We start from the raw sequence: 22,518 nt of genomic DNA, 5'->3' as shown, positions 1-22,518 counted from the left end.
CTACCACCGGCGCCGCCGACCGTCACTTCTTGCGCCGACGCGCGCCCTTCTGCTGCTTGCGGCGCTCCGCACGCGTGAGGCCGTCCGCCTCGGAGCGCACGGGCTCGTCGCCGTTGTCGTCGATGAAGTCGCCCTCGACGATGCCACCCTCGCCGTCCACCTTCGGCGCGGAGAAGTGCAGCCGGTCGGGGCGCCGCGGGGCGTCGAGACCCTTGGCGCGGATCTCCGGCCGCGCACCCGCGGGGACGACGTCCTCCTTTTGGAGGGAAGGCACCGTGTCCTCGACCGGAACCTCCTCGACCTGCTGCTCCACCTGGACCTCCAGGTTGAACAGGTAGCCGACGGACTCCTCCTTGATGCCGTCCATCATGGCGGAGAACATGTCGAAGCCCTCGCGCTGGTACTCGACCAGCGGGTCCTTCTGCGCCATGGCACGCAGGCCGATGCCCTCCTGGAGGTAGTCCATCTCGTAGAGGTGCTCGCGCCACTTGCGGTCCAGGACCGACAGCACGACCCGGCGCTCCAGCTCACGCATGATCTCGGAGCCGAGCTGCCTCTCACGGGCCTCGTACTGCTCGCGGATGTCGTCCTTGATGGACTCGGAGATGAACTCGGCGGTCAGACCGGCACGGTCGCCGGCCGCCTCCTCCAGCTCGTCGACGGTGACCTTCACCGGGTAGAGCTGCTTGAAGGCGCCCCACAGCCGGTCCAGGTCCCACTCCTCGGCGAAGCCTTCGGCGGTCTCGGCCGCGATGTACGCGTCGATCGTGTCGTCGGTGAAGTGCTGGATCTGCTCCTGCAGGTCCTCGCCCTCCAGGACGCGGCGGCGCTCGCCGTAGATGACCTCGCGCTGCCGGTTGAGGACCTCGTCGTACTTCAGGACGTTCTTACGGGTCTCGAAGTTCTGCTGCTCGACCTGCGACTGGGCGGACGCGATGGCGCGCGTGACCATCTTGTTCTCGATCGGCACGTCGTCGGGCACGTTCGCCATCGACATGACGCGCTCGACCATCTGCGCCTTGAACAGGCGCATCAGGTCGTCACCCAGCGACAGGTAGAAGCGGGACTCGCCCGGGTCGCCCTGACGGCCGGAACGACCGCGCAGCTGGTTGTCGATACGGCGCGACTCGTGCCGCTCGGTGCCGAGGACGTAGAGCCCGCCGAGCTCCTTGACCTCCTCGAACTCCGCCTTCACGGCCTTTTCGGCCCTCTCCAGAGCGGCGGGCAGCGCGGCGGCCCACTCCTCGATGTGCTCCTCGGGGTCGAGGCCGCGCTGACGCAGCTCCGCCTCGGCGAGGTCGTCGGGGTTGCCGCCGAGCTTGATGTCCGTACCACGACCGGCCATGTTCGTGGCCACGGTCACGGCGCCCTTGCGGCCGGCCTGGGCGACGATCGTCGCCTCACGGTCGTGCTGCTTTGCGTTCAGCACTTCGTGCTGGATGCCGCGCTTGGAGAGCTGCTGCGAGAGGTATTCGGACTTCTCCACCGACGTCGTACCGACGAGGATCGGCTGGCCCTTGTCGTGCTTCTCGGCGATGTCGTCGACCACCGCGTCGAACTTGGCGACCTCGGTGCGGTAGATCAGGTCCGACTGATCCTTGCGGACCATCGGCTTGTTGGTCGGGATCGGGACGACACCGAGCTTGTAGATCTGGTGGAACTCGGCGGCTTCGGTCATCGCCGTACCGGTCATGCCGGAGAGCTTGCCGTAGAGGCGGAAGAAGTTCTGCAGGGTGATCGTGGCGAGCGTCTGGTTCTCGTCCTTGATGTCCACCCCTTCCTTCGCCTCGATCGCCTGGTGCATGCCCTCGTTGTAGCGGCGGCCGGCGAGGATACGGCCGGTGTGCTCGTCGACGATCATGACTTCGCCGTCGATGACGACGTAGTCCTTGTCCTTCTTGAAGAGTTCCTTGGCCTTGATGGCGTTGTTCAGGTACCCGACAAGCGGCGTGTTCACCGACTCGTAGAGGTTGTCGATGCCCAGCCAGTCCTCGACCTTGGAGACGCCGGGCTCGTGGATGGCTACGGTGCGCTTCTTCTCGTCGACCTCGTAGTCCCCGGTCTCCTCGAGGCCCTTGAGGGGGTTGCCGGCCTCGCCCTTCTTCAGGCGGGTGACCAGCTTGGCGAAGTCGCCGTACCACTTGGTGGCCTGGTCTGCCGGGCCGGAGATGATCAGCGGCGTACGGGCCTCGTCGACGAGGATGGAGTCGACCTCGTCGACGATCGCGAAGTTGTGGCCGCGCTGCACCAGTTCGTCCTGCGACCACGCCATGTTGTCGCGCAGGTAGTCGAAGCCGAACTCGTTGTTCGTGCCGTACGTGATGTCGCACCCGTACTGCTCGCGGCGCTGGGCCGGCGTCATGTTGGCGAGGATGCAGCCGACGCTCAGCCCGAGGAACTTGTGGACGCGACCCATCATTTCGGAGTCGCGCTCGGCCAGGTAGTCGTTGACCGTGATGAGGTGAACGCCGTCTCCGGAGAGGGCGTTCAGATACGCGGGCAGGGTGCCGACGAGCGTCTTGCCCTCACCGGTCTTCATCTCGGCGACATAGCCGAGGTGAAGGGCGGCGCCGCCCATCATCTGCACGTCGTAGTGACGCTGGCCCAGCACGCGCTTGGCCGCCTCACGGACGGTCGCGAACGCCTCGGGCAGCAGGTCGTCGAGGCTTTCGCCGTCGGCGTACCGCTGCTTGTACTCATCGGTGAGGGCCCGCAGCTCGGCGTCGGAGAGGTCGACGAAGTCCTCTTCGATGGAGTTGACCTGGTCCGCGATGCGGTGCAGCTTGCGCAGGATCTTGCCTTCGCCTGCACGCATGATCTTCGAGAGGACGGACACGGGGGTTTGTCTCCTTGCCGGTCGGGCCTGGGACGGTCGGTTTCAATGACAGTTACAAATCACAGCTTGAGCAACGGCCATCGTAAGCGAGGACCACACCGCGCCGGGAGGTCTGCCCGTGACAGCCACTAGGACAACGGACAGGGGATGCTGAAGGTGCCGCGTCCCCGTTGCGAAAAGTAACGCCCCACTCACTCACAGCAAAGGAATGGCGTCCTTCCGGTTGTCCGAGCAGAATCGGCCGATGGACCCCGTCACCCTGACCACCGACCGTCTCGTCCTGCGCACCGTGGGCCCGCACGACACGGACACCGTGTACGACGCCGTCCAGGACCCCGACATCCAGCGCTGGACCACGATCCCGTCGCCCTATCTGCGCGAGCACGCGGTGAGCTTCACGGACCAGATGGTGCCCGACGGCTGGTCGGACGGCTCCATGTTCACCTTCGGCGTCTTCGTCCCCTCCGGGGACTTGGTGGGCATGCTCGCCATCACCATGCGCTCGCTGGGCGTCGGCGAGATCGGCTTCTGGACGGTGAAGGAACACCGCGGCAACGGCTACATCACGGAAGCCGCCACCGCCGCCTCCCGCTGGGCCTTCACGGACCTGTCCATCGACCGCGTCGAATGGCGGGCCGAGGTCGGCAACACCGGCTCCCGCGCGGTGGCCGAACGAGCCGGCTTCACCGTCGAAGGCACTCTCCGCTCCGCCATCAACAACAAGGGAGTACGCCGAGACTGCTGGGTGGGTTCCTTGCTCCCCTCGGACTTGGGCATCCCGTCGACGGCCCCATACCTGCCGACACCAACCGGCCCGTCCGGCGTTTGAGGACGAGGCCGTCAAGGCCGATAACGGGGAGCTGCAGGCGGCAGCCCCCGGTACGGGACAGGTGGCGCGGAGGGGGCGAAAACTCCTGGGGTGACACCCACGCGGGCCGCACGCGAACCGGACGGTCTCCGGCCCGGACCCCGAACCCCAGGCCGGCCCCCGTTGTCAGTGGCACCGCCTACCGTGTGGGCATGTCGAGTCTCCCGCGTCCCACCACCGAACTCTCCACCGACGAAGCCCGCCGCATCGCCCTCCGGGCCCAGGGCTTCCTGGGCGCCCCGGACCGCAGGGCCGGCGTCCGCGGAGTCCTGCGACACCTGGGCGCGGTCCAACTCGACACCATCTCCGTCCTCGCCCGCTCCCACGAGCTCATCCCGTACGCCCGCCTGGGAGCGGTGGGCCGCAAGACGGTCGACGACGCCTACTGGACGCCCGGCTCGCACGGCGCACCGCACGCCTTCGAGTACTGGTCCCACGCAGCCTGCATCCTCCCCGTCGAGGAGTGGCCCCACTTCGCCTTCCGCCGCCGCGCCTACAGAGCCCGCCCGCACTGGAACCACGCCCTGCCGGACGGCACCTACGACCAGGTCATCAAGCAGCTCCGCACCGAAGGCCCTCTCACCGCCACGGAGTTGGGCGGCGCGAAGAAGACCAGCGAGTGGTGGGACTGGTCGGGCACCAAGGTCGCCGTCGAGCGCGCCCTGATGTACGGCGAGGTGGTGTGCACGGAACGCCGCGGCTGGAAGCGGGTGTACGACCTCGCCGAGCGCGCCATCCCCGAGACGCTGCTCCATGACGAGCTGGACGACACGGAGTGCCTGCGCCGCCTCGTCCGCCTCGCGGGCGAGTCCCTCGGTGTCGGCACGCGCGCGGACATCGCCGACTACCACCGCCTCAAGGGCGAGCAGGTGGACGCGGTGATCGCGGACTCGGGCCTGGTCCCGGTGACGGTGGAGGGCTGGGGCAAGCCGGCGTGGGCCGACCCGGCGGCGCTGGAGACGGCCCCGCGCGGTCGCCACCGTACGACCCTGCTGTCACCGTTCGACTCACTCATCTGGGAGCGGGCCCGCACCGAGCGGATCTTCGGCTTCACCCACCGCCTGGAGGCGTACACACCCAAGCCGAAGAGGATCTACGGCTACTTCGCCATGCCGGTCCTGGCCGGCGGTCACCTCGTCGGCCGCGTGGACCCCGCCCGCGAGGGCCGCACCCTGGTCGCCAAGCAGGTCACGCTGGACGGCGCCAAGGCTGTCCCGGCCGTGGCCCAGGCCCTGGTCGAGGCAGCAAGCTGGGTGGACTGCACGGACGTGCGGGTGGAACGGGTGGACGCGCCGGAACTGCGCGAGCCGCTCACCAGAGAGCTGTCCCGCGCCCTCGCGTAGCCACAGGCCGGGCCGGCCGAGCACCCCGGGCGAGGCCGGCCGCGCGGCTAGCGGATTTCGAGGATCTTCTCCCGCATCGCGTACACCACGGCCTCCATCCTGGAGTGCAGCTGCAGCTTCTCCAGGATGTTGCGCACATGGTTCTTCACCGTGTTCTCGGAGATGAACAACTCCTTGGCGATGTCCCGGTTGTTCATCCCCGTGGCGACGAGCTTGAGGACCTCTAGTTCGCGATCGGTGAGCCGCGGCGCGGGCACCAGCCGGCGCTCGTCCGTCCGCTGGATCATCGACTTGAACTCGGTGAGCAGTTTCGACGCCATCGAGGGACTGATCTGCGACTGGCCATCGGCGACGGCGCGAATGGCCGTGGCCACCTCGTCCGTGGAGATCTCCTTGAGGAGATAACCCGTCGCGCCCGCCTTGATCGCGTCGTAGAGGTCGGCCTCCTCGTCACTGATCGTCAGCATGATGATCTTCGCGCTGGGGGCCACCTCCTTGATGGAGGTGCACGCCTCGATGCCGCCCCGCTTCGGCATACGTACGTCCATCAGCACGATGTCGGGCAGCAGATCGGCGGCCTTGTCGACCGCCTCCGCCCCGTCGCCCGCCTCGCCGACGACCTGGATGTCCTCCTCGGCCGCGAGCACGATCTCCAGACCGCGGCGGAAGAGGGCGTGGTCGTCCACGACAAGGACCCTGATGGGCTCCTTGCGTGGAGTGCCCGCGTCCGGGCCCATGCCGACGACGCCGTCGTCGGCATCCTCGTCACGCATCGGTCCGAAGCTGTCCGCCATCGTTCCTCCCCCTGAAGGCCGTGGCCTGTGTTTCTGTGTCCTCGCCAACCCAAGGCAACAGCCCACCGGTTGGGCCGGTGCGGCCATGATTTCATGCCCGGACGCCAGTGCGGTGACAGAGCGGGCCGCGAAGTGGTCGCACACCGGTGCCCCTGGGGGCGCACGCGCGCTCCAGGGGCACCGGCTCAGCCGTCACCGGGGAGGGTCAGCCGCCGAGCGCACCGCCCGGCGCATCCGCTCCGGCCTGGGCGACCATCGGGTCCGTGCTGAGGTGGATGACGCCGTAGTCGTACGCGTGCCGCCGGTAGACGACACTCGGTTCCTTCGTCTCGGAGTCGATGAACAGATAGAAGTCGTGCCCGACCAGCTCCATTTCGTAGAGCGCCTGGTCGAGCGTCATCGGGGCGGCCACGTGGGTCTTCTCGCGGACGACGCAGGGGCCCTCCCCCATGATCTCGAGGGAGCCGATCTTCTTGGTCGGCACGCCCTCCGGCTCCTCGTCGTGGACGACGCTGCCGTTGCCGTTCAGCGTCGCGGCACCCGGGACGTGGTCGGCGACCTCGGCGGCCGAGATCCTGCCGTTGCCACGGCGGGTATAGCGCTTGTCGTGCTGCTTGCGCAGCCGAGCTTCGAGTTTGTCCGCGGCCAGGTCGAGTGCTGCATAGGGGTCGCTTGCCGCTGCCTCCGCCCGGATCACCGGACCGCGGGAGCGGAGCGTGATCTCCACTCGGTCGCTACGGTCGGCCTGTCGGGGGTTGGGCTCCTTGGACACCTCGACGTCGAGGCTGATCACCTTGCCATCGAGCTTCTGGATCTTCTCCAGCTTCAGCTTCTCGGCCACGTGCTTGCGGAACCGCTCAGGCACCTCGGTCTTGCGGCCCTTGACGACGATGTCCACGCAGAACTCCGTTCCCGGATAGCTCCGCTCCACTGGCGGAGCATCTCCCTTTTGCACCAGGCTCCGGTGTGTCCCGGAACCTCGGACTCGGTGACTTTCACCTCCTCCTCCCCCAAGGACAAGATCTACACCCCACCGAGGCGGGTGATTGAGAAAACCCGCAGGACAGCATTCGGATTCGCGAGGTACGGCCAGCGCCATTGCCTCACAACCGAACATATCTCGCCTGGACGGATGTCGTCACCCTCTACCGAGGCGTACCTCCATTCAGGTGAATTGACCCTCTCATTACCTGCAACGATGCAAGTTCTCAGTCAGTTCCGGTTTGTTTCGAAAGCGTCCGGTGCAGCAGCGACCACGGCCGCGCAGATCGCGTCGTGGCCGGTGTCTGCAACTTCACCCGTACCCGCCATTCGCCGCACCACTTCTGTCACATCCGCCCCCTCCGCCCTTGCCTCCGCAGCCTGTACGGCCCGCGCCGCCTCTGTCAACGAGGCGCCCGTCGTCATCAGGTCGTCCACGAGCACGACCCAGCCACCGTCCGCCAGCAGCCGGGCGCCCCCGGCGGCCACCTCCAGGGCACCCGCGAGATTGTCCAGCCGCTGCCGGGAGTTGAGCCCGGACTGGTCGGCCACGGCCCGCCGGTGCACCAGCACGCTCAGCACCCGGGTCGGCGTTCCCGTACGTCGCAGCTCACCCGCGGCCGCGAGCGCGATCCGTCGCGCCGGATCATGCCCCCGCGCCCGCACCGCCCGCCGCGACGACGGCACCGGAACCAGCAGCACGGGCCCTGGGACGGCTCCGGCAGCGGTCCCCGGACGGCCCCGTCCGCTCTTCGCCGGCATCGGCTGTCCATCGCCCGACCCCGGCCGACCGTCTTCGTCCCGCAGTTGCCCCCTCCTGGGCCCCAGCCGCCCCTCGGGAGCCACTGGCCGTCCGTCCGGACCAGGACGTCGTAGGTGCCCCAGCCCCGCCCGCACAGCCCCCGCCAGCGCCACACCGAGCGGCGCCGCGAGCGCCAGCGCGCCCCGTTCCTTGTGGGCGAGCAGCGCCGCCCGCACCTCGTCCTCGTACGGAGCCGCCGCATGCACCACAGGAAGCCCAGCCGGCTCCGGCACCGGTCGCACCCGGCTCGGTGCGGCCCCACTCAGGGCGGCACGGCACTCAGGGCAGAGCACCGTGCGAGGCCTCCCGCAGCCTCCGCACTCGGCCGGCAGCACCAGATCGGTGAAGTCCTGCCACCACCCCCGCATGTCCACCACTGTGCCAAGGCACGGGTCGACCGGCCACACCTGTGGATAACTTCCTGTGGATAACTTCCGCAGCCGCCGCACGCGGCCAGGCCCACCCGGAAAACGAGCGGACTTACCGGGGAAACAAGCACACTTGCCCGGGACGGGTCCACAGGCGGGCTTCCCCAGGGCCAGTGCGCAGGCCCACCCGGAGCAAGCGAACAGTTCCGCCCGGACAGGACGCGCACGTACACCCGAGAAAGACGCCCAGGCCCACCCGGGACAGACGCACGGACCTATCCGGGATAGACCGGCGCGGTCCCGTCCTTGACCACCTTCTGCCACTGCTCCCCGGACGACAGCCGGACGATCCCGTCCTCCTCCGAGTGCGCCACCAGTGGCAGCCGCTCGTCCTCGGACGCCGCGATCTCCTTGACGCCTGTCAGCGCGGAGGGCGCGGTGCCCACCGGAGTGGAGCCGTCGACCTGGACGTACCGCATCTGCTGCAGGCCGCCCTTCTCGCTCCCGACCACCACGAGCCGGCTGTCCCCGGCCCACGACATGGCCGCGACCTCCTCCAGCTGGGGTGCCACCGAGCGCGGATCGAGGATGGAGACGGCAGGCGGCTCACCGGACTTGGTGTCCCGCTCGATACGCCCGATCTGCAGCGAGCTTTTGCCGTCCTTCTCGACGATCAGCGCGACCCGCACACCGTCGGCAGCCACCCGTACGGCCTCGATGCGCCCGTTGAGATTCGGCGTCTGGACCACCAGCGGATCGCCCGCGCCCTTCTGCAGCAGAAGCAGCCGGGGGTTCTTCGGGTCGCGATCAGCCACCCACAGGTCGCCCTGCCCGTCCCAGCTGGGCGTCGTCAGCCGGTCGTCCGTCGTCTTGCCTTGGCTGTGCAGCACCGCTTCGCCGAGCGAACCGCCCGACACCAGCGACCCCACGTACAGCGAACTGCCATCGGTCGACACCCCGGCCGCGCTGCTCTCGTCCCGCGACACGGCGGCAGCCCGCAGCTTCTTGTCGCCCTCGCCCAGCGCACCGGGCACCGGTTCGGGCTTCTTGTCGCTGCCGCTGCTGGGCATCCGCACGAGCCGCTGCTTGTCGTCGATGAAGTACTGGTAGTCGGCATGGCGCTTCGTACCGTTCGAGGCGATGCCCTCGGCCTGGACCTCGGTGAGCACGCACAGCTGCGAACCGTCCGACTTCTGCAACTCCACCTCGTCCACCCCGGTGGGTGTCAGATCCTTGAACGTGAAAAGGAGTTGGGCCGCCATCTTGGAGCACTGCCCCTGTCCGACGTGGTCGGCCTTCTCGTTCAGCGGCACAGTGACCCTGTTGCGGTCGTCGGGCGACAGCGACTTGACGCCCTTCTTCAGCTCCGTGCCCGAGGGGAAGCTCGAACCGACCCCCCGGTCCAGCCAGCGCGTGGGGCCCTTGAGGAGGGCGCGGACCATCTGTGTCATCGGGTCCACCTGCTTGCGCACATAGACCGGATCGGCGACGGTCTCCAGCTGCCCGCCCGTCCTGGCGGACACGTTCGAAGCGAAGTAGTACTTGTTGACCGACTTGTAGTTGCGCTGGAAGTCGGTCCTGCCCATCACGACACCCTGGGGCAGCCCGTCGATGCGCCACACGTTGGTCTTCTTCACCTGCGTGAGATGCACCGTCCTGCTGTACGAGCCCGAGTCCGGCGCGTACGCGTGCTGCGCGTCCACCGAGGCGACCTTCGTGCCGCTCAACCGGTACAGGAAGTCATCGGAGCCTTCCCTGACCCCCGAGGGCACCGAATCGGCGTTCGGCCCCTCCGCGAGCACGGTCGTGGACCGGTTCGGATTCCACGCTTTCTTGGCACTCGCCGTCAGATATTCGCGCGCCGTCTGATAGTCGGGATCATCGCTGGTCAGCGCCTCCAGGAAGCCCTGGACGATCTCTGCGGGCGAGGCTCCCTGACGCGGAGGCTTCGCGAACACCCGGACCAGGGCGTCCTGCCTCGGCGTCGACTCGACCCCGCTCAGACCCCCGCTGTCGGGCATCGAGGCACATCCGGTCAGCAGCAGCGCACCACAGCAGATGTACGCCCCCACCCGCACCGGACGCCCACGGCCGCCGCACCTCTCGCGGTCAGCGCCCACGAAATGCCTCCCCTTGTCCGAGCTCCTCCGGCTCCCCGCCGTCGGGCCCGCGTTCCTCCACCGTCAGCTCCCCGCCCGCGGCAGGTGTGTCGTCCGGCCGCCTCGCGGACCCGGCGGGCCGCGGCACCACGCGCGCGCCGTTGCCCGGCAGCGCCGTCGGGTCGGCCGTGGGCGACACCCCGGCCAGTCGCGGCACGATGGGCGCGCGCCGCGGTATCGGCGGCACATTGCCGCCCACGGGCTGCTGCACAGGCACGGTGGCGAGCTTGCCGCTGCCGCCGAGCGGCAGACCGGCGTCATTGAGTCCACGATTTCGCCGGGAGTCCTTGGGCTCCAGCGGTATCGGCGACCCCCGCAGCGGTTCGTCCGCCGTCCGCGGCAGCGTCAGCCGGAACTGCGAACCGCCGCCCGGCTCACCCCACGCCTGCAGCCAGCCGCCGTGCAGGCGTGCGTCCTCCAGCGCGATGGACAGCCCGAGCCCCGTTCCGCCGGTGGTACGCGCGCGTGCCGGATCGGCCCGCCAGAAGCGGCTGAACACCCGGGTCGCCTCGCCGGGCTTGAGCCCGACGCCGTAGTCGCGCACCGCGACCGCGACCGCCCCGCCCGCCGCGGCGAGCTTGACGACCACGTCCTTGCCCTCGCCGTGCTCCACGGCGTTGACGACGAGATTGCGCAGCACCCGCTCCACGCGCCGGGCGTCCGCCTCGGCGACCACCGGCTGCTGGTCGCCGACGACACGTATGTGCGTGCTCTTGCGCTCGGCGAGCGGCTCGGCCCCGCTGACGACCCGCCGTACGACCTCGCGGAGGTCTATCGGCTCGGCCTCCAGGGCCGCCGCACCCGCGTCGAACCGGCTGATCTCCAGCAGGTCCGCGAGCAGCGTCTCGAAACGGTCCAGCTGATCGGCGAGCAGCTCGGCCGACCGAGCGGTCATCGGATCGAAGTCCACGCGCGCGTCATGGATGACGTCGGCCGCCATCCGGACGGTCGTGAGCGGCGTACGCAGCTCGTGCGACACGTCGGAGACGAACCGTCGCTGCATCCGCGACAGGTCCTCCAGCTGCTGGATCTTCAGCTGCAGGTTCTGCGCCATCTTGTTGAAGGCCTCGCCCAGCCGCGCGATGTCGTCCTCGCCGGTGACCTTCATACGTTCCTGGAGGCGCCCGGCGGACAGTCGCTCGGCGATCCCCGCCGCCATCCGCACCGGCGTGACGACCTGGCGCACCACGAGCCACGCGATGGCCCCGAGCAGCACCACGACGAACAGTCCGGCCGTGGCCAGCGTCCCCTTGACCAGGCTCAGCGACTTCTCCTCCTGCGTCAGCGGGAAGAGGTAGTACAGCTGGTACGGGTCACCGTTCGGGTCGTGGACCTGCTTGCCGATGATCAGCGCGGGCTGGGTCGCCCGATGGTCGGTGTAGGTGATGCGCGTGTAGCTCTGGGCCGCGCCGGTGCCGGCATCGACGCGCTTGCGCAGGTCCTCCGGCACGCTGAGGGTCGGTTCGACCAACCCCGACGCGCGGGCCCCCAGGCCCCTGTTCTCGTTGTCCGCGGCGGTGGTGCTGAGCGTCACGACGTCAAAAGCGCCCTGCCCACCGCTGGAGAGCGAGTCCACGAGGTCGCTCATCCATCCGCTGATGTTCTGCACGGGGTTGCCGTCGGAGCCCGAGTTGTCGTCGCCGCCGCTCGCGCTCGCCGCGCTGTCGGCCTTCTGGCCGGCGACTGCGAACCCGCCCACGGCCTGGCTCTGCGACGCCTTCACCTTGGCGTCCAGCAGCCCGTTGCGCACCTGCCCGATCACCACGAAGCCGAGCAGCAGCACGACGCCGAGCGACATCAGCAGTGTCGTGACGACGATCTTGAGCTGGATGTTGCGCCGCCACAGCCGCATCACGGGCAGCAGCGGCCGGCGCACCCAGCGCATGAACAACCGAAGGACCGGGCTGCCCTGGACTCCGCCCTGCAGCAGCCCGCCCTCCATGAACCGTCCCCAGCGGGAGCCCGTCATCTTCCGGCCGACAGGCCGCCCCGCACGGACCCCCGACTCACCGGGCGCCGAAGCGGCACTGTCCCGTGACATGTCAGCTCGGTCCCGCCTTGTAACCGACACCACGGACGGTCACCACGATCTCCGGCCGCTCAGGGTCCTTCTCGACCTTGGAGCGCAGCCGCTGGACATGGACGTTGACCAGGCGGGTGTCCGCCGCGTGGCGGTAGCCCCACACCTGCTCCAGCAGGACCTCACGCGTGAAGACCTGCCACGGCTTACGGGCCAGCGCCACCAGGAGGTCGAACTCCAGCGGCGTCAGCGCGATCGACTGCCCGTCCCGCTTCACAGAGTGACCGGCCACGTCGATGACGAGATCGCCGATGGCCAGCTGCTCGGGCGCCGGCTCCTCCGAACGGCGCAGCCGCGCCCTGATCCGCGCCACCAGCTCCTTTGGCTTGAACGGCTTCACGATGTAGTCGTCGGCGCCCGACTCGAGGCCCACCACGACATCGACGGTGTCGCTCTTCGCCGTGAGCATCACGATCGGCACCCCGGACTCCGCCCTGATCAGGCGGCACACCTCGATGCCGTCCCGGCCGGGAAGCATCAGGTCCAGGAGCACCAGATCGGGCTTGGTCTCACGGAAAGCGGCCAGCGCCTTGTCGCCGTCGGCTACGAAAGACGGCTCAAAACCTTCACCACGCAACACAATGCCGAGCATCTCGGCCAGTGCGGTGTCGTCATCGACGACAAGGACTCGTCCCTTCATAAACGACATCATCCCATTCTCGTAACGGTGGCGAAGGCAGTGGTGAACAAGGTCACCGGCCCGTGACGATAGTCGTATGTAGCCGTCACTGTCTGCCCTCGTCCGTGGCCGTTGATGTCAGTAACGGATGTCAGCTGCTGGCTAGCTGAGCGTGACCACACGGTCGGCGGAACGGCTTCAGGCGGGAGCCGTCCATAGGGCGAGTGATCATGACCTCTCACCCCGCCCTCGCCTCATTTGGCGATCACGCGACTACGCGGTCGACTGCTGTTCGGTCGGCCGATCTCGATGTGGGGTCTCAGGACTTCCTTGACGGTTTGTCGTCGGGAGATGCTTGACCGGCCCTCTGGGGGCCCATGCCTTTGACGTAGAGCTTGGTGATCGGTCCGGGGTTCTTGCGGGGCCTGACTGCGAGTTCGTCTTCGGCGCCCGCCGGTGACCGCCCAGCCCCGAACGCGCCTGGACCGCTTCCGGGCGCCTCGGTCGGCATCGCGTAACTCGCCCTCCAACAGGTCCAGGACGACCCAAACCAGGCATCCCGCACTTCCAATCCGGCCCTGGCTCACGATGACTCACCCACCCCCATCAGGGCGATAATTAGACAAAAGGGTGTTTCCGTGCAGTTCTGCGGGTTACGCGAACGATCAACACATGGGAAGCAGAGATGATCACCCAAGAACAGATTCCAGCCGTGCTGGACCATCCCGTCCACGACGCCGAGGGGAACAAGATCGGCGACGCCAAGCATGTCTTCCTCGACGAGGTCACCGGCCAGCCGGAATGGGTCAGCGTCAAGACCGGCCTGTTCGGCACCAGTGAATCCTTCGTCCCCATCCGTGAAGCCACCATGGTCGAGGACCACCTCGAGGTCCCCTACGCCAAGGACACAGTCAAAGACGCCCCCAACGTCGACGTCGACGCCGGCGCCCACCTCTCTGAGGACGAGGAACACCGCTTGTACGAGCACTACGGCATCGCCTGGGACGAAGCCTGGCAACAGGCCAACCAGCCCGGCGGCGGTTGGGCCCACACCAGCCCCCGGCCCTCCACCGACACCGCCACTGACGGCACCGCGCTCGACTACGACGACACCACCGCCTCGGGCATCGCCCGCAGCGGCAAAGAACACGTCGACACCACCGCCACGCAGAGCGACTACGACGACACCACGACCTCGGGCATCGCCCGCAGCGGCAAAGAACACGTCGACACCACCGCCACGCAGAGCGACTACGACGACACCACCGCCTCGGGCATCGCCCGCAGCGGCAGAGAGAACGTCGACACACTCTCTGCCGGCTCCAACAGCTCCCCAGACGATGAGGCAATGACGCACTCGGCTGAGCAGATGCACGAGCGCCGTGAAACAGGGCGGCCCCGGCTACGCGAGTACGTGATCACCGAAGAGCAGCAGTAGACCGCCCCCGCGCCACGAGGAAGTCCGCGTGGAACGCGCGCCGATCACCGACGCCAATGCGGATCAGGCCAAGTCCGGGGCCGGAGATCCCCGAGGCCGAGCACGAGACCGCACCAGTCGAGCGCGCCCGCCTGACGCCTCAGAAAGCCAGCGGGCGGGAGACCCTCACCGGGGAGGATGCTGGCGACGCAGCTGGCAGATCTCGGCTTCAACCTCGGCGGACAGGCGCGTGGGGCTGTTCCGCGGCCGCCGGGAGCGATCCAGCAGGCCGGGCATGCCCTCCTGCTCAAACCGCCGCCGTCAACCGTGCAGCGTCTTCGGGCGGGAGGCTCGCAGGGTATGTGCCGCACCGCTTCGCCTCTTCCCCTCCTCCCCTTCCAACGCACGCTCGGCACACCGCAAGTGCAACAGCGACCGAGCCAGCTCGAAGGTCGCGCCACAGGCAACTCAACACGTAGAACGTCGTATTGCTGTACCGCGCTGCTCAATGTCAACGTGTCTCCATGCGTAGCCCGCGCACCCGCGTACGCGGGCACCAATGGCGTTTCCCCTGGATCGTCAGCACAGGACTCGTCCTCAGTCTGGCTGGCGTAGTCCTGTTAGTCATCAACAACGGCTGGTACCCGGGCGGCCGCTCTTACGTGTACGTCCCGCCCTCCAACCTGCCCCGCCCAAGCCGGGGATGTCCCTACGGCCGTTTCCTGGCCAATGAGCCGTCAGATGGTCGCCCAGGCCCCGCAGCCCAAGGTGAAGGACCGCCGTACCGGCGAGATCGCCACCGACATCGACACCGGCCACACGCTCGTCACGGTCGACGTGCTGTTCGTGATGAACGGCAACGCCGAGGTCGTGACCGTCACGGTCGCTGAGCCGGACATCTCCGGTGAGCTGGCCATGGGCACCCCTGTCGCGCTGACCAGGCCCTGGACCCCGACGTCATCGAGGCAGTCGCACAGCTCGACAGGCTGCTACGGCAACCGGCGCTCATCCGGCAATTGGAAGCTGCCCAGAGGCCTTCAGACGCTGCTTGATGTAGCGCTTGGATGTCACGGCCCCTCGCCCGGCAAATAGCCGCAGGTGGAGGGGCCGTTCTCGTCGATCAGGTCGACATCATCCCATTAACTAAATCGTTACCTGGCGTGACCTGTCACACAGCTCGGCGAGCGCCTCAGCCGTCACGGGCGACACGGCGCCCACTTCGGTGACGATCGCCGTCACCAACTCGGGCGGCGTCACGTCGAACGCCGGGTTGTACGCCTGGGTGCCCAGAGGTGCCACCGGTATCCCGCCTCCCGCTTCCGCTCCCGCCACCGGCACCTGAGGTGCTGTGATCTCGGTCACTTCATGACCCGCGCGCTGCTCGACCTCGATGGAGGCTCCGTCCGGGGTGTCCGGATCCACCGTCGTCACGGGCGCCACCACGATGAACGGCACGTGGTGGTACCTGGCCAGCACCGCGAGCGGATAGCTCCCCACCTTGTTCGCCACCGAACCGTCGGCCGCGATCCGATCGGCCCCGATCAGCACCGCGTCCACCTCCCCCGCCGCGAACAACGAGCCCGCCGCGTTGTCCGTGAGCAAGGTGTACGCCATCCCGTGGCGCGCCGCTTCGTACGCCGTCAGGCGAGCACCTTGCAACAACGGACGCGTTTCGTCCACCCACAGCCTTCGCAGCTGCCCCGCTCGGTGCGCCGCGAGGGCCACCGCGAACGCCGTGCCCTCGCCACCGGACACCAGTGACCCGGAGTTGCAGTGGGTCAGGATCCGGTGCCCGCCGCCCGGCAGCAGCTCGTCGAGCAGCGCCAGGCCGTGCCCGGCCATCCTGGCGCTGGCCTCGGCGTCCTCCCGGTGCAACGCCCGAGCCGCGGCGAGCGCCGCCCCGGCAGCCTGCTGCTCGTCACCGCCGCCGGAGAGCACGGCACGGTACGCCGCCTGAGCCCTGCGCACGCCGACGGCAAGGTTCACCGCCGTGGGCCGGGCGCCGGCCAGCGCCTGGGCGGCGTCGTCCACGTCGAAGCCACGCACGGCGGCGAGCGCGACGCCGTACGCCCCCGCGATGCCGAGCAACGGCGCCCCGCGCACGGCCAGCGTGCGGATCGCTTCCACCAGCGCGGGAGCGTCGGTGCACACCAGCTCGACTTCCTCGGCCGGCAGTCTCGTCTGGTCGAGAAGGACCAGTACGGGGCCTTCGGGTGGCTCCTCCCAGCGGAGCACCGGTATCTCCGTCGACCCGCTGTCATCGTGGGATTGCGCGTACTGATCAGCCATCCGCCCAGTCTGCCCCGTACCCGGCGGACAATTGAAGGTGCGCAGCCCATACGGTGCCCGGTCCCTTGCCGGGCACACCGTGGCACGATGGCTGCCAACCTGCCGCCGCGAACGCGGACGGGCACCGTGAAGGAGCGACGATGAAAGACACTCCGGGCTGGGCCTCGCCCGGATCTGCCCCCTCCAACGGGCAGGAGCCGGACTCCTCCGGCGCCGCGCAGCCCACGGAGCAGCCCTCGGACCAGGGCGGCGCGGACCAGCCGGAACCGCCCTCGAAGTGGTCCAAGGAGCAGCCCCCGCCCGGCCAGTGGTCCGCTCCCAGCCCGCAGAGCCCCGGCCACACCCCGCCACCACCTCCGCCCGGACCGGGCTGGGGCGGCGGGCACCCCGGAGGCCCCGCTGGTGGCGGAGGCCAGGGAGGCGGGAACGGCGGCTGGGGAGGCCCCGGCCGCGGATACGGCGGCCCCGGCGGTCCCGCCGGCTGGGGAGGCAACTGGGGCGGACCGCCGCCCGCGGCCAAGCCCGGCGTGATTCCGCTTCGCCCCCTGGGCGTCGGCGAGATCCTCGACGGCGCCGTCTCCACGATGCGCACCTATTGGCGCACCGTCCTCGGCATCTCGCTGACCGTCGCCGTCGTAACGGAGATCGCGGTCGTCCTGCTCCAAGGCTTCGTCCTGAAGGACCGCGCCAACACGGACGCCCTCAACGACCCGAGCGCCACCGTCGGCGAACTGAGCCGCGCCCTGGGCGACACGATGCTGAGCTCCGGCGTCGTCCTGCTCATCACCCTGCTCGGCACCATCGTCGCGACGGCCCTGCTCACGAGCGTGACCAGCCGCGCCGTGCTCGGCAAGCCGGTGACCACGGCCGAGGCCTGGCGGGATGCACGTCCTCAGCTGCCGAAGCTGTTCGGCCTGACCTTCCTGCTGCCGCTCATCGCGATCGCGGTCGTCGCCCTCGGAACTCTGCCGGGCGTCCTCGCCGCGGTGGCGGGCGCCGGCGACGCGGGCGCCGCACTCGCCGTCCTCGGCGGACTCGGCGCCGGCATCGTCGCCCTCTGGCTGATGATCCGCTTCTCGCTCGCCTCGCCGGCGCTGATGTTGGAGAAGCAGAGCATCTGGAAGTCGATGAGCCGCTCCGCCAAGCTCGTACGCGGCTCGTGGTGGCGGGTCTTCGGCATCCAGTTGCTCGCCACGATCATCGCCAACATCGTGGCGTCGATCGTCGTGATCCCGTTCGCCATCCTCGCCGCGGCCCTGAGCGGCGACGGCGTCACCGGCTTCCTCAACAGCGGCAGCGGCAATCTCGGCTGGACGTTCCTGATCGTCAGCGGCATCGGCTCGGTGATCGGATCCATGCTCACCTTCCCGATCACCGCGGGCGTCACCGTGCTCCTCTACATCGACCAGCGCATCCGCCGCGAGGCGCTCGACCTCGACCTGGCCCGCGCCGCCGGCGTCCAGGACTACAGCCCCGACGCCCCCGGCACCACTCCGGGGAGCTGATGCGGTGAGTCCGGCGGGGGGAGTTCTCACGGCGGTACTGGCACTGCCGCACACCGGCGCCTCAGCCGTCCTCGCGCTGCCGCGCGGCGACGAACCACCGGTGACAATCCCGCGCGACCCCGCGCGGGAGGCAGCCAAGCGCGAGCTGTCCAAACGGATGTACCACGAGAACGACCCCGGCCTGGTCCAGCGCGCACTGAACGCCTTCTGGAACTGGGTCGACAAGCTCTTGAGCGCCGCATCCGCCGCCACGCCCGGCGGAACGCTGGGACTTGTCGTCATCGTGCTGGCCGTGGTGGCGGTCGTCGCCGCCCTGTGGTGGCGCCTGGGCACCCCCCACCGCACTCCCACGTCGTCCGCCGCACTCTTCGACGACCGCCCCAAGAGCGCCGCCGAACACCGCGCGGCCGCCGAGGCGCATGCTGCCCAGGGCCACTGGAACCAGGCCGTCCAGGAACGCATGCGCGCCGTCGTCCGCTCCTTGGAGGAGCGCGCCCTCCTCGATCCGCGCCCCGGCCGCACAGCGGACGAGGCAGCCGCCGAAGCGAGCCGCACCCTGCCCTCCCACACGGACCGACTGCGCGCGGCCGCCCGGGACTTCGACGACGTCACGTACGGCGGACGGTCCGCCGACTCACGCACATACCAACGCCTCACCGAACTCGACCGCGACCTGGACCGCACCAAACCCGTACTCGCCAACAGCGCCCAGAGCACGGCCCACAACCCCCGCCAGGGGGCCGCCTCATGACCGAGGCCACCCTCACGACCACCTCGGCCTCGCCCACCGGCCGCCAGGTGTGGACCCGCGCCCGCGGCATCGTCATCGCGCTCGTGATCCTGCTGGCGGCCGCCGTCGCGATCGCCGCAGTCCGCTCGAATGCCCAGCACGGCCGCCTCGACCCGCGCTCCACCGACCCCTACGGCAGCCGCGCCGTCGCCGAACTCCTCGCCGAACGGGGCGTGTCCACACGCCTGGTCACCACTCTGGACGAGGCCCGCGCCGCGGCAGGCTCCGACACCACTCTCCTGATCGCCGCCCCCGACCTGCTGACCGAACGTCAGCAGACGCTCCTCCACACGGCGACCGAGAACTCCGACGGACGTACGATCCTGATCTCCCCCGGGTCGCCCTCCCTCGGCACCCTCGCTCCAAAGGTCACCGCCGATCCCGCGGTCAGCTTCGACTCGACGCTCTCCCCCGACTGCACCCTGCCCGCCGCCCAGCGAGCGGGCAGCGCCGACACGGGCGGCGTCCGCTACACCACCACCGTTCAAGGCGCCGACGCGTGCTACCCCAGTGACGGCCTGCCCACACTCCTGCGCCTCCCGGCAACATCCGGGAGCGGCGACACCGTCGTGCTCGGCGCCCCCGACATCCTCTACAACGACCGCCTCGACGAGCAGGGCAACGCCTCGCTCGCCCTTCAACTGCTCGGTTCCCGCTCCCACTTGGCCTGGTACCTCCCCTCGCTCTCCGACACCTCGGCCACCGACGCGGGCGACCAGAGCTTCTTCGACCTGCTCCCCTCGGGCTGGCTATGGGGCACGCTGCAGCTCTTCATCGCGGCAGCCCTGGCCGCCCTCCGGCGGGCACGCCGACTCGGCCCCCTCGTACCCGAACGCCTCCCCGTCGCGATCCGCGCCTCCGAAACCGTCGAAGGCCGCGCCCGCCTCTACCGCAAAGCCAACGCCCGCGACCGCGCGGCGAGCGGTCTGCGCTCCACCACCCGCACCCGCCTCGCCCCCCTCATCGGCGTGTCCCCCGCCCAGGCGCACGCGCCCGAGGCCCTGCTCCCCGCCCTGTCCGCCCACCTCCAAGGGGACGGCCAGGCCCTGCATTCCCTCCTTTTCGGGCCGCCGCCCCGCGACGACGCGGCCCTCATCGCCCTCGCCGACCAACTCGACGCCCTCGAAAGAGAGGTACGCCGTTCATGATGGACCCGACCACTGACAACGCCGGGTACGCCGGGGATCCGGGCACCGCCCGCTCCTCCCTGGAGGCCCTGCGCGCCGAGATCGCCAAAGCCGTGGTCGGCCAGGACCCCGCCGTGACCGGTCTCGTCGTCGCCCTCCTCTGCCGCGGACACGTTCTACTTGAAGGAGTCCCCGGAGTCGCCAAAACGTTGCTCGTCCGCGCCCTCGCATCCGCACTCGAACTCGACACCAAGCGCGTCCAGTTCACTCCCGACTTGATGCCGAGCGACGTCACGGGCTCCCTCGTCTACGACGCCCGCACCGCCGAGTTCTCCTTCCAGCCTGGCCCGGTCTTCACCAATCTCCTCCTCGCCGACGAGATCAACCGCACGCCGCCCAAGACCCAGTCGTCCCTCCTCGAGGCAATGGAGGAGCGCCAGGTCACTGTCGACGGCACTCCACGCCTGCTCCCCGAGCCGTTCCTGGTCGCCGCGACCCAGAACCCGGTCGAGTACGAGGGCACATACCCCCTCCCCGAGGCCCAACTGGACCGCTTCCTCCTCAAACTGACGATCCCTTTGCCGTCCCGCCAGGACGAGATCAACGTCCTCACCCGCCACGCCGAGGGCTTCAATCCGCGCGACCTGCGCGCTGCCGGCGTACGCCCCGTTGCCGGCCCCGCCGACCTGGAAGCCGCACGCGCCGCCGTCGCCAAGACAGCCGTCTCCCCCGAAATCACCGGCTACGTAGTCGACATCTGCCGTGCCACCCGTGAATCGCCGTCCCTCACCCTCGGTGTGTCCCCCCGTGGCGCGACAGCGCTCCTTGCCACGGCCCGTGCCTGGGCCTGGCTAACCGGTCGCGACTACGTGATCCCCGACGACGTAAAGGCCCTGGCCCTCCCCACCCTCCGCCACCGCATCCAACTCCGCCCCGAGGCAGAGATGGAGGGCGTCACGGCGGACTCCGTCATCAACGCGATCCTCGCCCACGTCCCCGTCCCCCGCTGATGGCACTCACCGGACGCGCCGCCCTCCTGGCGGCCCTCGGCACACTTCCCGTAGGCCTCTGGGAGCCGAGCTGGACGGGCATCCTCGCTGTGAACGTGCCGCTGGCCCTGGCCTGTGCCTGCGACGCCGCCCTCGCGGCTCCCGTGCGGCGCCTCGGCCTGACCCGGTCCGGCGACACCTCGGTACGCCTCGGCGAAACCGCCGATGTCACCTTGACCGTCACCAACTCCTCCGGCCGCCCCCTGCGCGCCCACCTCCGCGACGCCTGGCCACCGAGCACTTGGGAACCCGGCACCGAGGTAGCCGCCTCCCGACATCGCCTGACGGTCCCCGCCGGCGAACGCCGACGCCTCACGACTCGTCTGCGCCCCACCCGCCGCGGCGACCGCCAGGCGGACCGCGTGACCATCCGCTCGTACGGCCCACTCGGCCTCTTCGCCCGGCAGGGCAGCCACAAAGTCCCCTGGACGGTACGAGTCGTGCCGCCCTTCACGAGTCGCAAGCACCTGCCCTCCAAACTGGCGCGGCTCCGCGATCTCGACGGGCGCACCAGCGTCCTCACGCGGGGCGAGGGCACGGAATTCGACAGCCTTCGCGAATACGTTCCCGGCGACGACACTCGCTCCATCGACTGGCGCGCAACCGCCCGCCAGACCACGGTCGCCGTACGCACCTGGCGCCCGGAACGCGACCGCCACATCCTTCTGGTCCTCGACACGGGCCGCACCTCGGCAGGCCGCGTGGGTGACGCCCCACGCCTCGACGCCTCCATGGACGCGGCTCTGCTCCTCGGGGCCCTGGCCTCCCGGGCCGGCGACCGAGTGAACCTCCTTGCGTACGACCGCCGAGTACGCGCCCTCGTCCAGGGCCGCGCGGCGGGCGACGTCCTCCCATCCCTGGTCAACGCAATGGCGCCCCTTGAGCCGGAACTCGTCGAGACGGACGCCCGCGGTCTCACCGCCACGGCACTCCGTACGACCCCACGCCGCTCCCTGATCGTGCTGCTGACCAGCCTCGACGCGGCCCCCATCGAGGAGGGCCTGCTTCCCGTCCTCCCCCTCCTCACTCAGCGCCATACGGTCCTGGTGGCATCGGTGGCCGATCCGCACATTGCCCATATGGCGAAGGGCCGGGGAAACACCGAAGCGGTGTACGAAGCAGCCGCCGCGGCCCAGGCCCAGACGGAACGCCATCGCACCGCCGAACAGCTTCGGCGCCACGGTGTCACGGTCGTCGACGCGACTCCTGACGACCTGGCCCCTGCTCTCGCGGACGCGTATCTGGCGCTCAAGGCCGCCGGACAGCTGTGAAGCTGTGAGCGGACGCAAAAAAGGGCCTCTTGAAACAAGAGGCCCCTGGAAGTGATCCCGTGGAAGTGATCTCGAGAATGATCCCGAACGCAGAAAACCCCCTTGCCGCATGGCAAGGGGGTTTTCTCTACAATTAGTTCGGCGGCGTCCTACTCTCCCACAGGGTCCCCCCTGCAGTACCATCGGCGCTGTAAGGCTTAGCTTCCGGGTTCGGAATGTA

18 protein-coding genes and 1 rRNA gene are annotated in these 22,518 nt (G+C 69.3%); 9 read left to right on the top strand and 10 right to left on the bottom strand.

Translation table 11 applies throughout. From position 1 onward, the window contains the following. Window positions 1–22: 22 nt before the first annotated feature. Complete coding sequence (secA, locus tag ACIBK0_RS17455) at window positions 23–2,836, bottom strand: preprotein translocase subunit SecA (RefSeq protein ID WP_399080485.1); 2,814 nt, start codon at window positions 2,834–2,836, stop codon at window positions 23–25. A 244-nt stretch (window positions 2,837–3,080) separates the two neighbouring features. Here secA and ACIBK0_RS17450 point away from each other — a divergent pair, with 244 nt between their 5' ends. Then, the gene (locus ACIBK0_RS17450) at window positions 3,081–3,665 is read left to right on the top strand and encodes a GNAT family N-acetyltransferase (RefSeq protein ID WP_399080483.1); all 585 of its coding nucleotides are present in this window, start codon (window positions 3,081–3,083) and stop codon (window positions 3,663–3,665) included. Between the two features lie 191 nt (window positions 3,666–3,856). After that, the gene (locus ACIBK0_RS17445) at window positions 3,857–5,047 is read left to right on the top strand and encodes a winged helix-turn-helix domain-containing protein (RefSeq protein WP_399080481.1); all 1,191 of its coding nucleotides are present in this window, start codon (window positions 3,857–3,859) and stop codon (window positions 5,045–5,047) included. Between the two features lie 47 nt (window positions 5,048–5,094). On the opposite strand, the gene ACIBK0_RS17440 is transcribed toward ACIBK0_RS17445, so the two are convergent. The 6 genes from ACIBK0_RS17440 to mtrA all read right to left on the bottom strand — a co-directional run bounded on the left by ACIBK0_RS17440 (window position 5,095) and on the right by mtrA (window position 12,883). Continuing rightward, the gene (locus ACIBK0_RS17440; RefSeq protein WP_189184664.1) at window positions 5,095–5,841 is read right to left on the bottom strand and encodes a response regulator transcription factor; all 747 of its coding nucleotides are present in this window, start codon (window positions 5,839–5,841) and stop codon (window positions 5,095–5,097) included. A 205-nt stretch (window positions 5,842–6,046) separates the two neighbouring features. Continuing rightward, the gene (gene hpf, locus ACIBK0_RS17435; RefSeq protein WP_399080478.1) at window positions 6,047–6,739 is read right to left on the bottom strand and encodes a ribosome hibernation-promoting factor, HPF/YfiA family; all 693 of its coding nucleotides are present in this window, start codon (window positions 6,737–6,739) and stop codon (window positions 6,047–6,049) included. A 314-nt stretch (window positions 6,740–7,053) separates the two neighbouring features. Next, window positions 7,054–7,992, bottom strand: a complete 939-nt coding sequence (locus tag ACIBK0_RS17430; protein ID WP_399080476.1) for a ComF family protein — start codon at window positions 7,990–7,992, stop codon at window positions 7,054–7,056. A 275-nt stretch (window positions 7,993–8,267) separates the two neighbouring features. Then, window positions 8,268–10,112, bottom strand: coding sequence for an LpqB family beta-propeller domain-containing protein (locus ACIBK0_RS17425; RefSeq protein ID WP_399080474.1), 1,845 nt, complete (start codon window positions 10,110–10,112; stop codon window positions 8,268–8,270). After that, window positions 10,102–12,192 carry an MtrAB system histidine kinase MtrB gene (gene mtrB / locus ACIBK0_RS17420; RefSeq protein WP_399080472.1) on the bottom strand — a complete coding sequence of 697 codons (2,091 nt, stop codon included), beginning with the start codon at window positions 12,190–12,192 and terminating at the stop codon, window positions 10,102–10,104. Before mtrB ends, ACIBK0_RS17425 begins: the two co-directional genes overlap by 11 nt. Window position 12,193: 1 nt before the next feature. Beyond that, window positions 12,194–12,883, bottom strand: a complete 690-nt coding sequence (mtrA, locus tag ACIBK0_RS17415) for a two-component system response regulator MtrA (RefSeq protein ID WP_015659998.1) — start codon at window positions 12,881–12,883, stop codon at window positions 12,194–12,196. Between the two features lie 652 nt (window positions 12,884–13,535). On the opposite strand from mtrA, the gene ACIBK0_RS17410 reads away from it, so the two are divergent. Continuing rightward, window positions 13,536–14,288, top strand: coding sequence for a PRC-barrel domain-containing protein (locus ACIBK0_RS17410; protein WP_399080470.1), 753 nt, complete (start codon window positions 13,536–13,538; stop codon window positions 14,286–14,288). Between the two features lie 165 nt (window positions 14,289–14,453). Here the strand turns inward: ACIBK0_RS17410 and ACIBK0_RS17405 are convergent, their stop codons facing one another. Then, window positions 14,454–14,564, bottom strand: a complete 111-nt coding sequence (locus ACIBK0_RS17405; protein ID WP_399080468.1) for a hypothetical protein — start codon at window positions 14,562–14,564, stop codon at window positions 14,454–14,456. Between the two features lie 444 nt (window positions 14,565–15,008). Here ACIBK0_RS17405 and ACIBK0_RS17400 point away from each other — a divergent pair, with 444 nt between their 5' ends. Beyond that, entirely contained in the window at window positions 15,009–15,359 is a 351-nt protein-coding gene (locus ACIBK0_RS17400) for a hypothetical protein (RefSeq protein ID WP_399080466.1), read from the top strand. Window positions 15,360–15,410: 51 nt separating this feature from the next. Here the strand turns inward: ACIBK0_RS17400 and mtnA are convergent, their stop codons facing one another. After that, window positions 15,411–16,556, bottom strand: coding sequence for an S-methyl-5-thioribose-1-phosphate isomerase (gene mtnA / locus ACIBK0_RS17395; protein ID WP_399080463.1), 1,146 nt, complete (start codon window positions 16,554–16,556; stop codon window positions 15,411–15,413). A gap of 140 nt (window positions 16,557–16,696) precedes the next feature. On the opposite strand from mtnA, the gene ACIBK0_RS17390 reads away from it, so the two are divergent. Genes ACIBK0_RS17390 through ACIBK0_RS17370 form a run of 5 tightly spaced genes read left to right on the top strand, consistent with a single transcriptional unit; the run spans window position 16,697 to window position 22,298 of the window. Then, window positions 16,697–18,061 carry a glycerophosphoryl diester phosphodiesterase membrane domain-containing protein gene (locus ACIBK0_RS17390; RefSeq protein WP_399080461.1) on the top strand — a complete coding sequence of 455 codons (1,365 nt, stop codon included), beginning with the start codon at window positions 16,697–16,699 and terminating at the stop codon, window positions 18,059–18,061. Between the two features lie 4 nt (window positions 18,062–18,065). Beyond that, window positions 18,066–18,812 (top strand): DUF4129 domain-containing protein, encoded by a 747-nt coding sequence (locus ACIBK0_RS17385; RefSeq protein WP_399080459.1) that lies wholly within the window; start codon window positions 18,066–18,068, stop codon window positions 18,810–18,812. Continuing rightward, window positions 18,809–19,999: a DUF4350 domain-containing protein gene (locus ACIBK0_RS17380; protein WP_399080456.1), complete on the top strand. Its 1,191-nt coding sequence runs from the start codon at window positions 18,809–18,811 to the stop codon at window positions 19,997–19,999. The genes ACIBK0_RS17385 and ACIBK0_RS17380 overlap by 4 nt, the downstream gene beginning before the upstream one ends. Beyond that, window positions 19,999–20,988: an AAA family ATPase gene (locus tag ACIBK0_RS17375; protein WP_399080929.1), complete on the top strand. Its 990-nt coding sequence runs from the start codon at window positions 19,999–20,001 to the stop codon at window positions 20,986–20,988. Before ACIBK0_RS17380 ends, ACIBK0_RS17375 begins: the two co-directional genes overlap by 1 nt. Continuing rightward, a complete protein-coding gene (locus ACIBK0_RS17370; protein WP_399080454.1) occupies window positions 20,988–22,298 on the top strand; it encodes a DUF58 domain-containing protein in 1,311 nt (436 codons plus the stop codon). The genes ACIBK0_RS17375 and ACIBK0_RS17370 overlap by 1 nt, the downstream gene beginning before the upstream one ends. 136 nt (window positions 22,299–22,434) lie before the next feature. On the opposite strand, the gene rrf is transcribed toward ACIBK0_RS17370, so the two are convergent. Further along, window positions 22,435–22,518: ribosomal RNA gene (gene rrf, locus ACIBK0_RS17365) — 5S ribosomal RNA — on the bottom strand; the annotation flags it as partial.

This window comes from Streptomyces sp. NPDC050564, assembly GCF_044457265.1.
GTDB lineage: Bacteria > Actinomycetota > Actinomycetes > Streptomycetales > Streptomycetaceae > Streptomyces.
The sequence above is the reverse complement of the archived record's forward strand: the minus strand, read 5'-3'. Positions and strand labels throughout refer to the sequence as shown.

Excerpts from the sequence above, each read along its gene's own strand:
- ACIBK0_RS17370 (WP_399080454.1), top strand. The coding sequence starts at position 20,988 with ATGGCACTCACCGGACGCGCCGCCCTCCTGGCGGCCCTCGGCACACTT.
- ACIBK0_RS17440 (WP_189184664.1), bottom strand. The coding sequence starts at position 5,841 with ATGGCGGACAGCTTCGGACCGATGCGTGACGAGGATGCCGACGACGGC.
- ACIBK0_RS17400 (WP_399080466.1), top strand. The coding sequence starts at position 15,009 with ATGGTCGCCCAGGCCCCGCAGCCCAAGGTGAAGGACCGCCGTACCGGC.
- ACIBK0_RS17445 (WP_399080481.1), top strand. The coding sequence starts at position 3,857 with ATGTCGAGTCTCCCGCGTCCCACCACCGAACTCTCCACCGACGAAGCC.
- ACIBK0_RS17390 (WP_399080461.1), top strand. The coding sequence starts at position 16,697 with ATGAAAGACACTCCGGGCTGGGCCTCGCCCGGATCTGCCCCCTCCAAC.
- ACIBK0_RS17405 (WP_399080468.1), bottom strand. The coding sequence starts at position 14,564 with ATGCCCGGCCTGCTGGATCGCTCCCGGCGGCCGCGGAACAGCCCCACG.
- ACIBK0_RS17430 (WP_399080476.1), bottom strand. The coding sequence starts at position 7,992 with ATGCGGGGGTGGTGGCAGGACTTCACCGATCTGGTGCTGCCGGCCGAG.
- ACIBK0_RS17450 (WP_399080483.1), top strand. The coding sequence starts at position 3,081 with ATGGACCCCGTCACCCTGACCACCGACCGTCTCGTCCTGCGCACCGTG.
- mtnA (WP_399080463.1), bottom strand. The coding sequence starts at position 16,556 with ATGGCTGATCAGTACGCGCAATCCCACGATGACAGCGGGTCGACGGAG.
- ACIBK0_RS17410 (WP_399080470.1), top strand. The coding sequence starts at position 13,536 with ATGATCACCCAAGAACAGATTCCAGCCGTGCTGGACCATCCCGTCCAC.
- ACIBK0_RS17375 (WP_399080929.1), top strand. The coding sequence starts at position 19,999 with ATGGACCCGACCACTGACAACGCCGGGTACGCCGGGGATCCGGGCACC.
- ACIBK0_RS17380 (WP_399080456.1), top strand. The coding sequence starts at position 18,809 with ATGACCGAGGCCACCCTCACGACCACCTCGGCCTCGCCCACCGGCCGC.
- mtrB (WP_399080472.1), bottom strand. The coding sequence starts at position 12,192 with ATGTCACGGGACAGTGCCGCTTCGGCGCCCGGTGAGTCGGGGGTCCGT.
- mtrA (WP_015659998.1), bottom strand. The coding sequence starts at position 12,883 with ATGATGTCGTTTATGAAGGGACGAGTCCTTGTCGTCGATGACGACACC.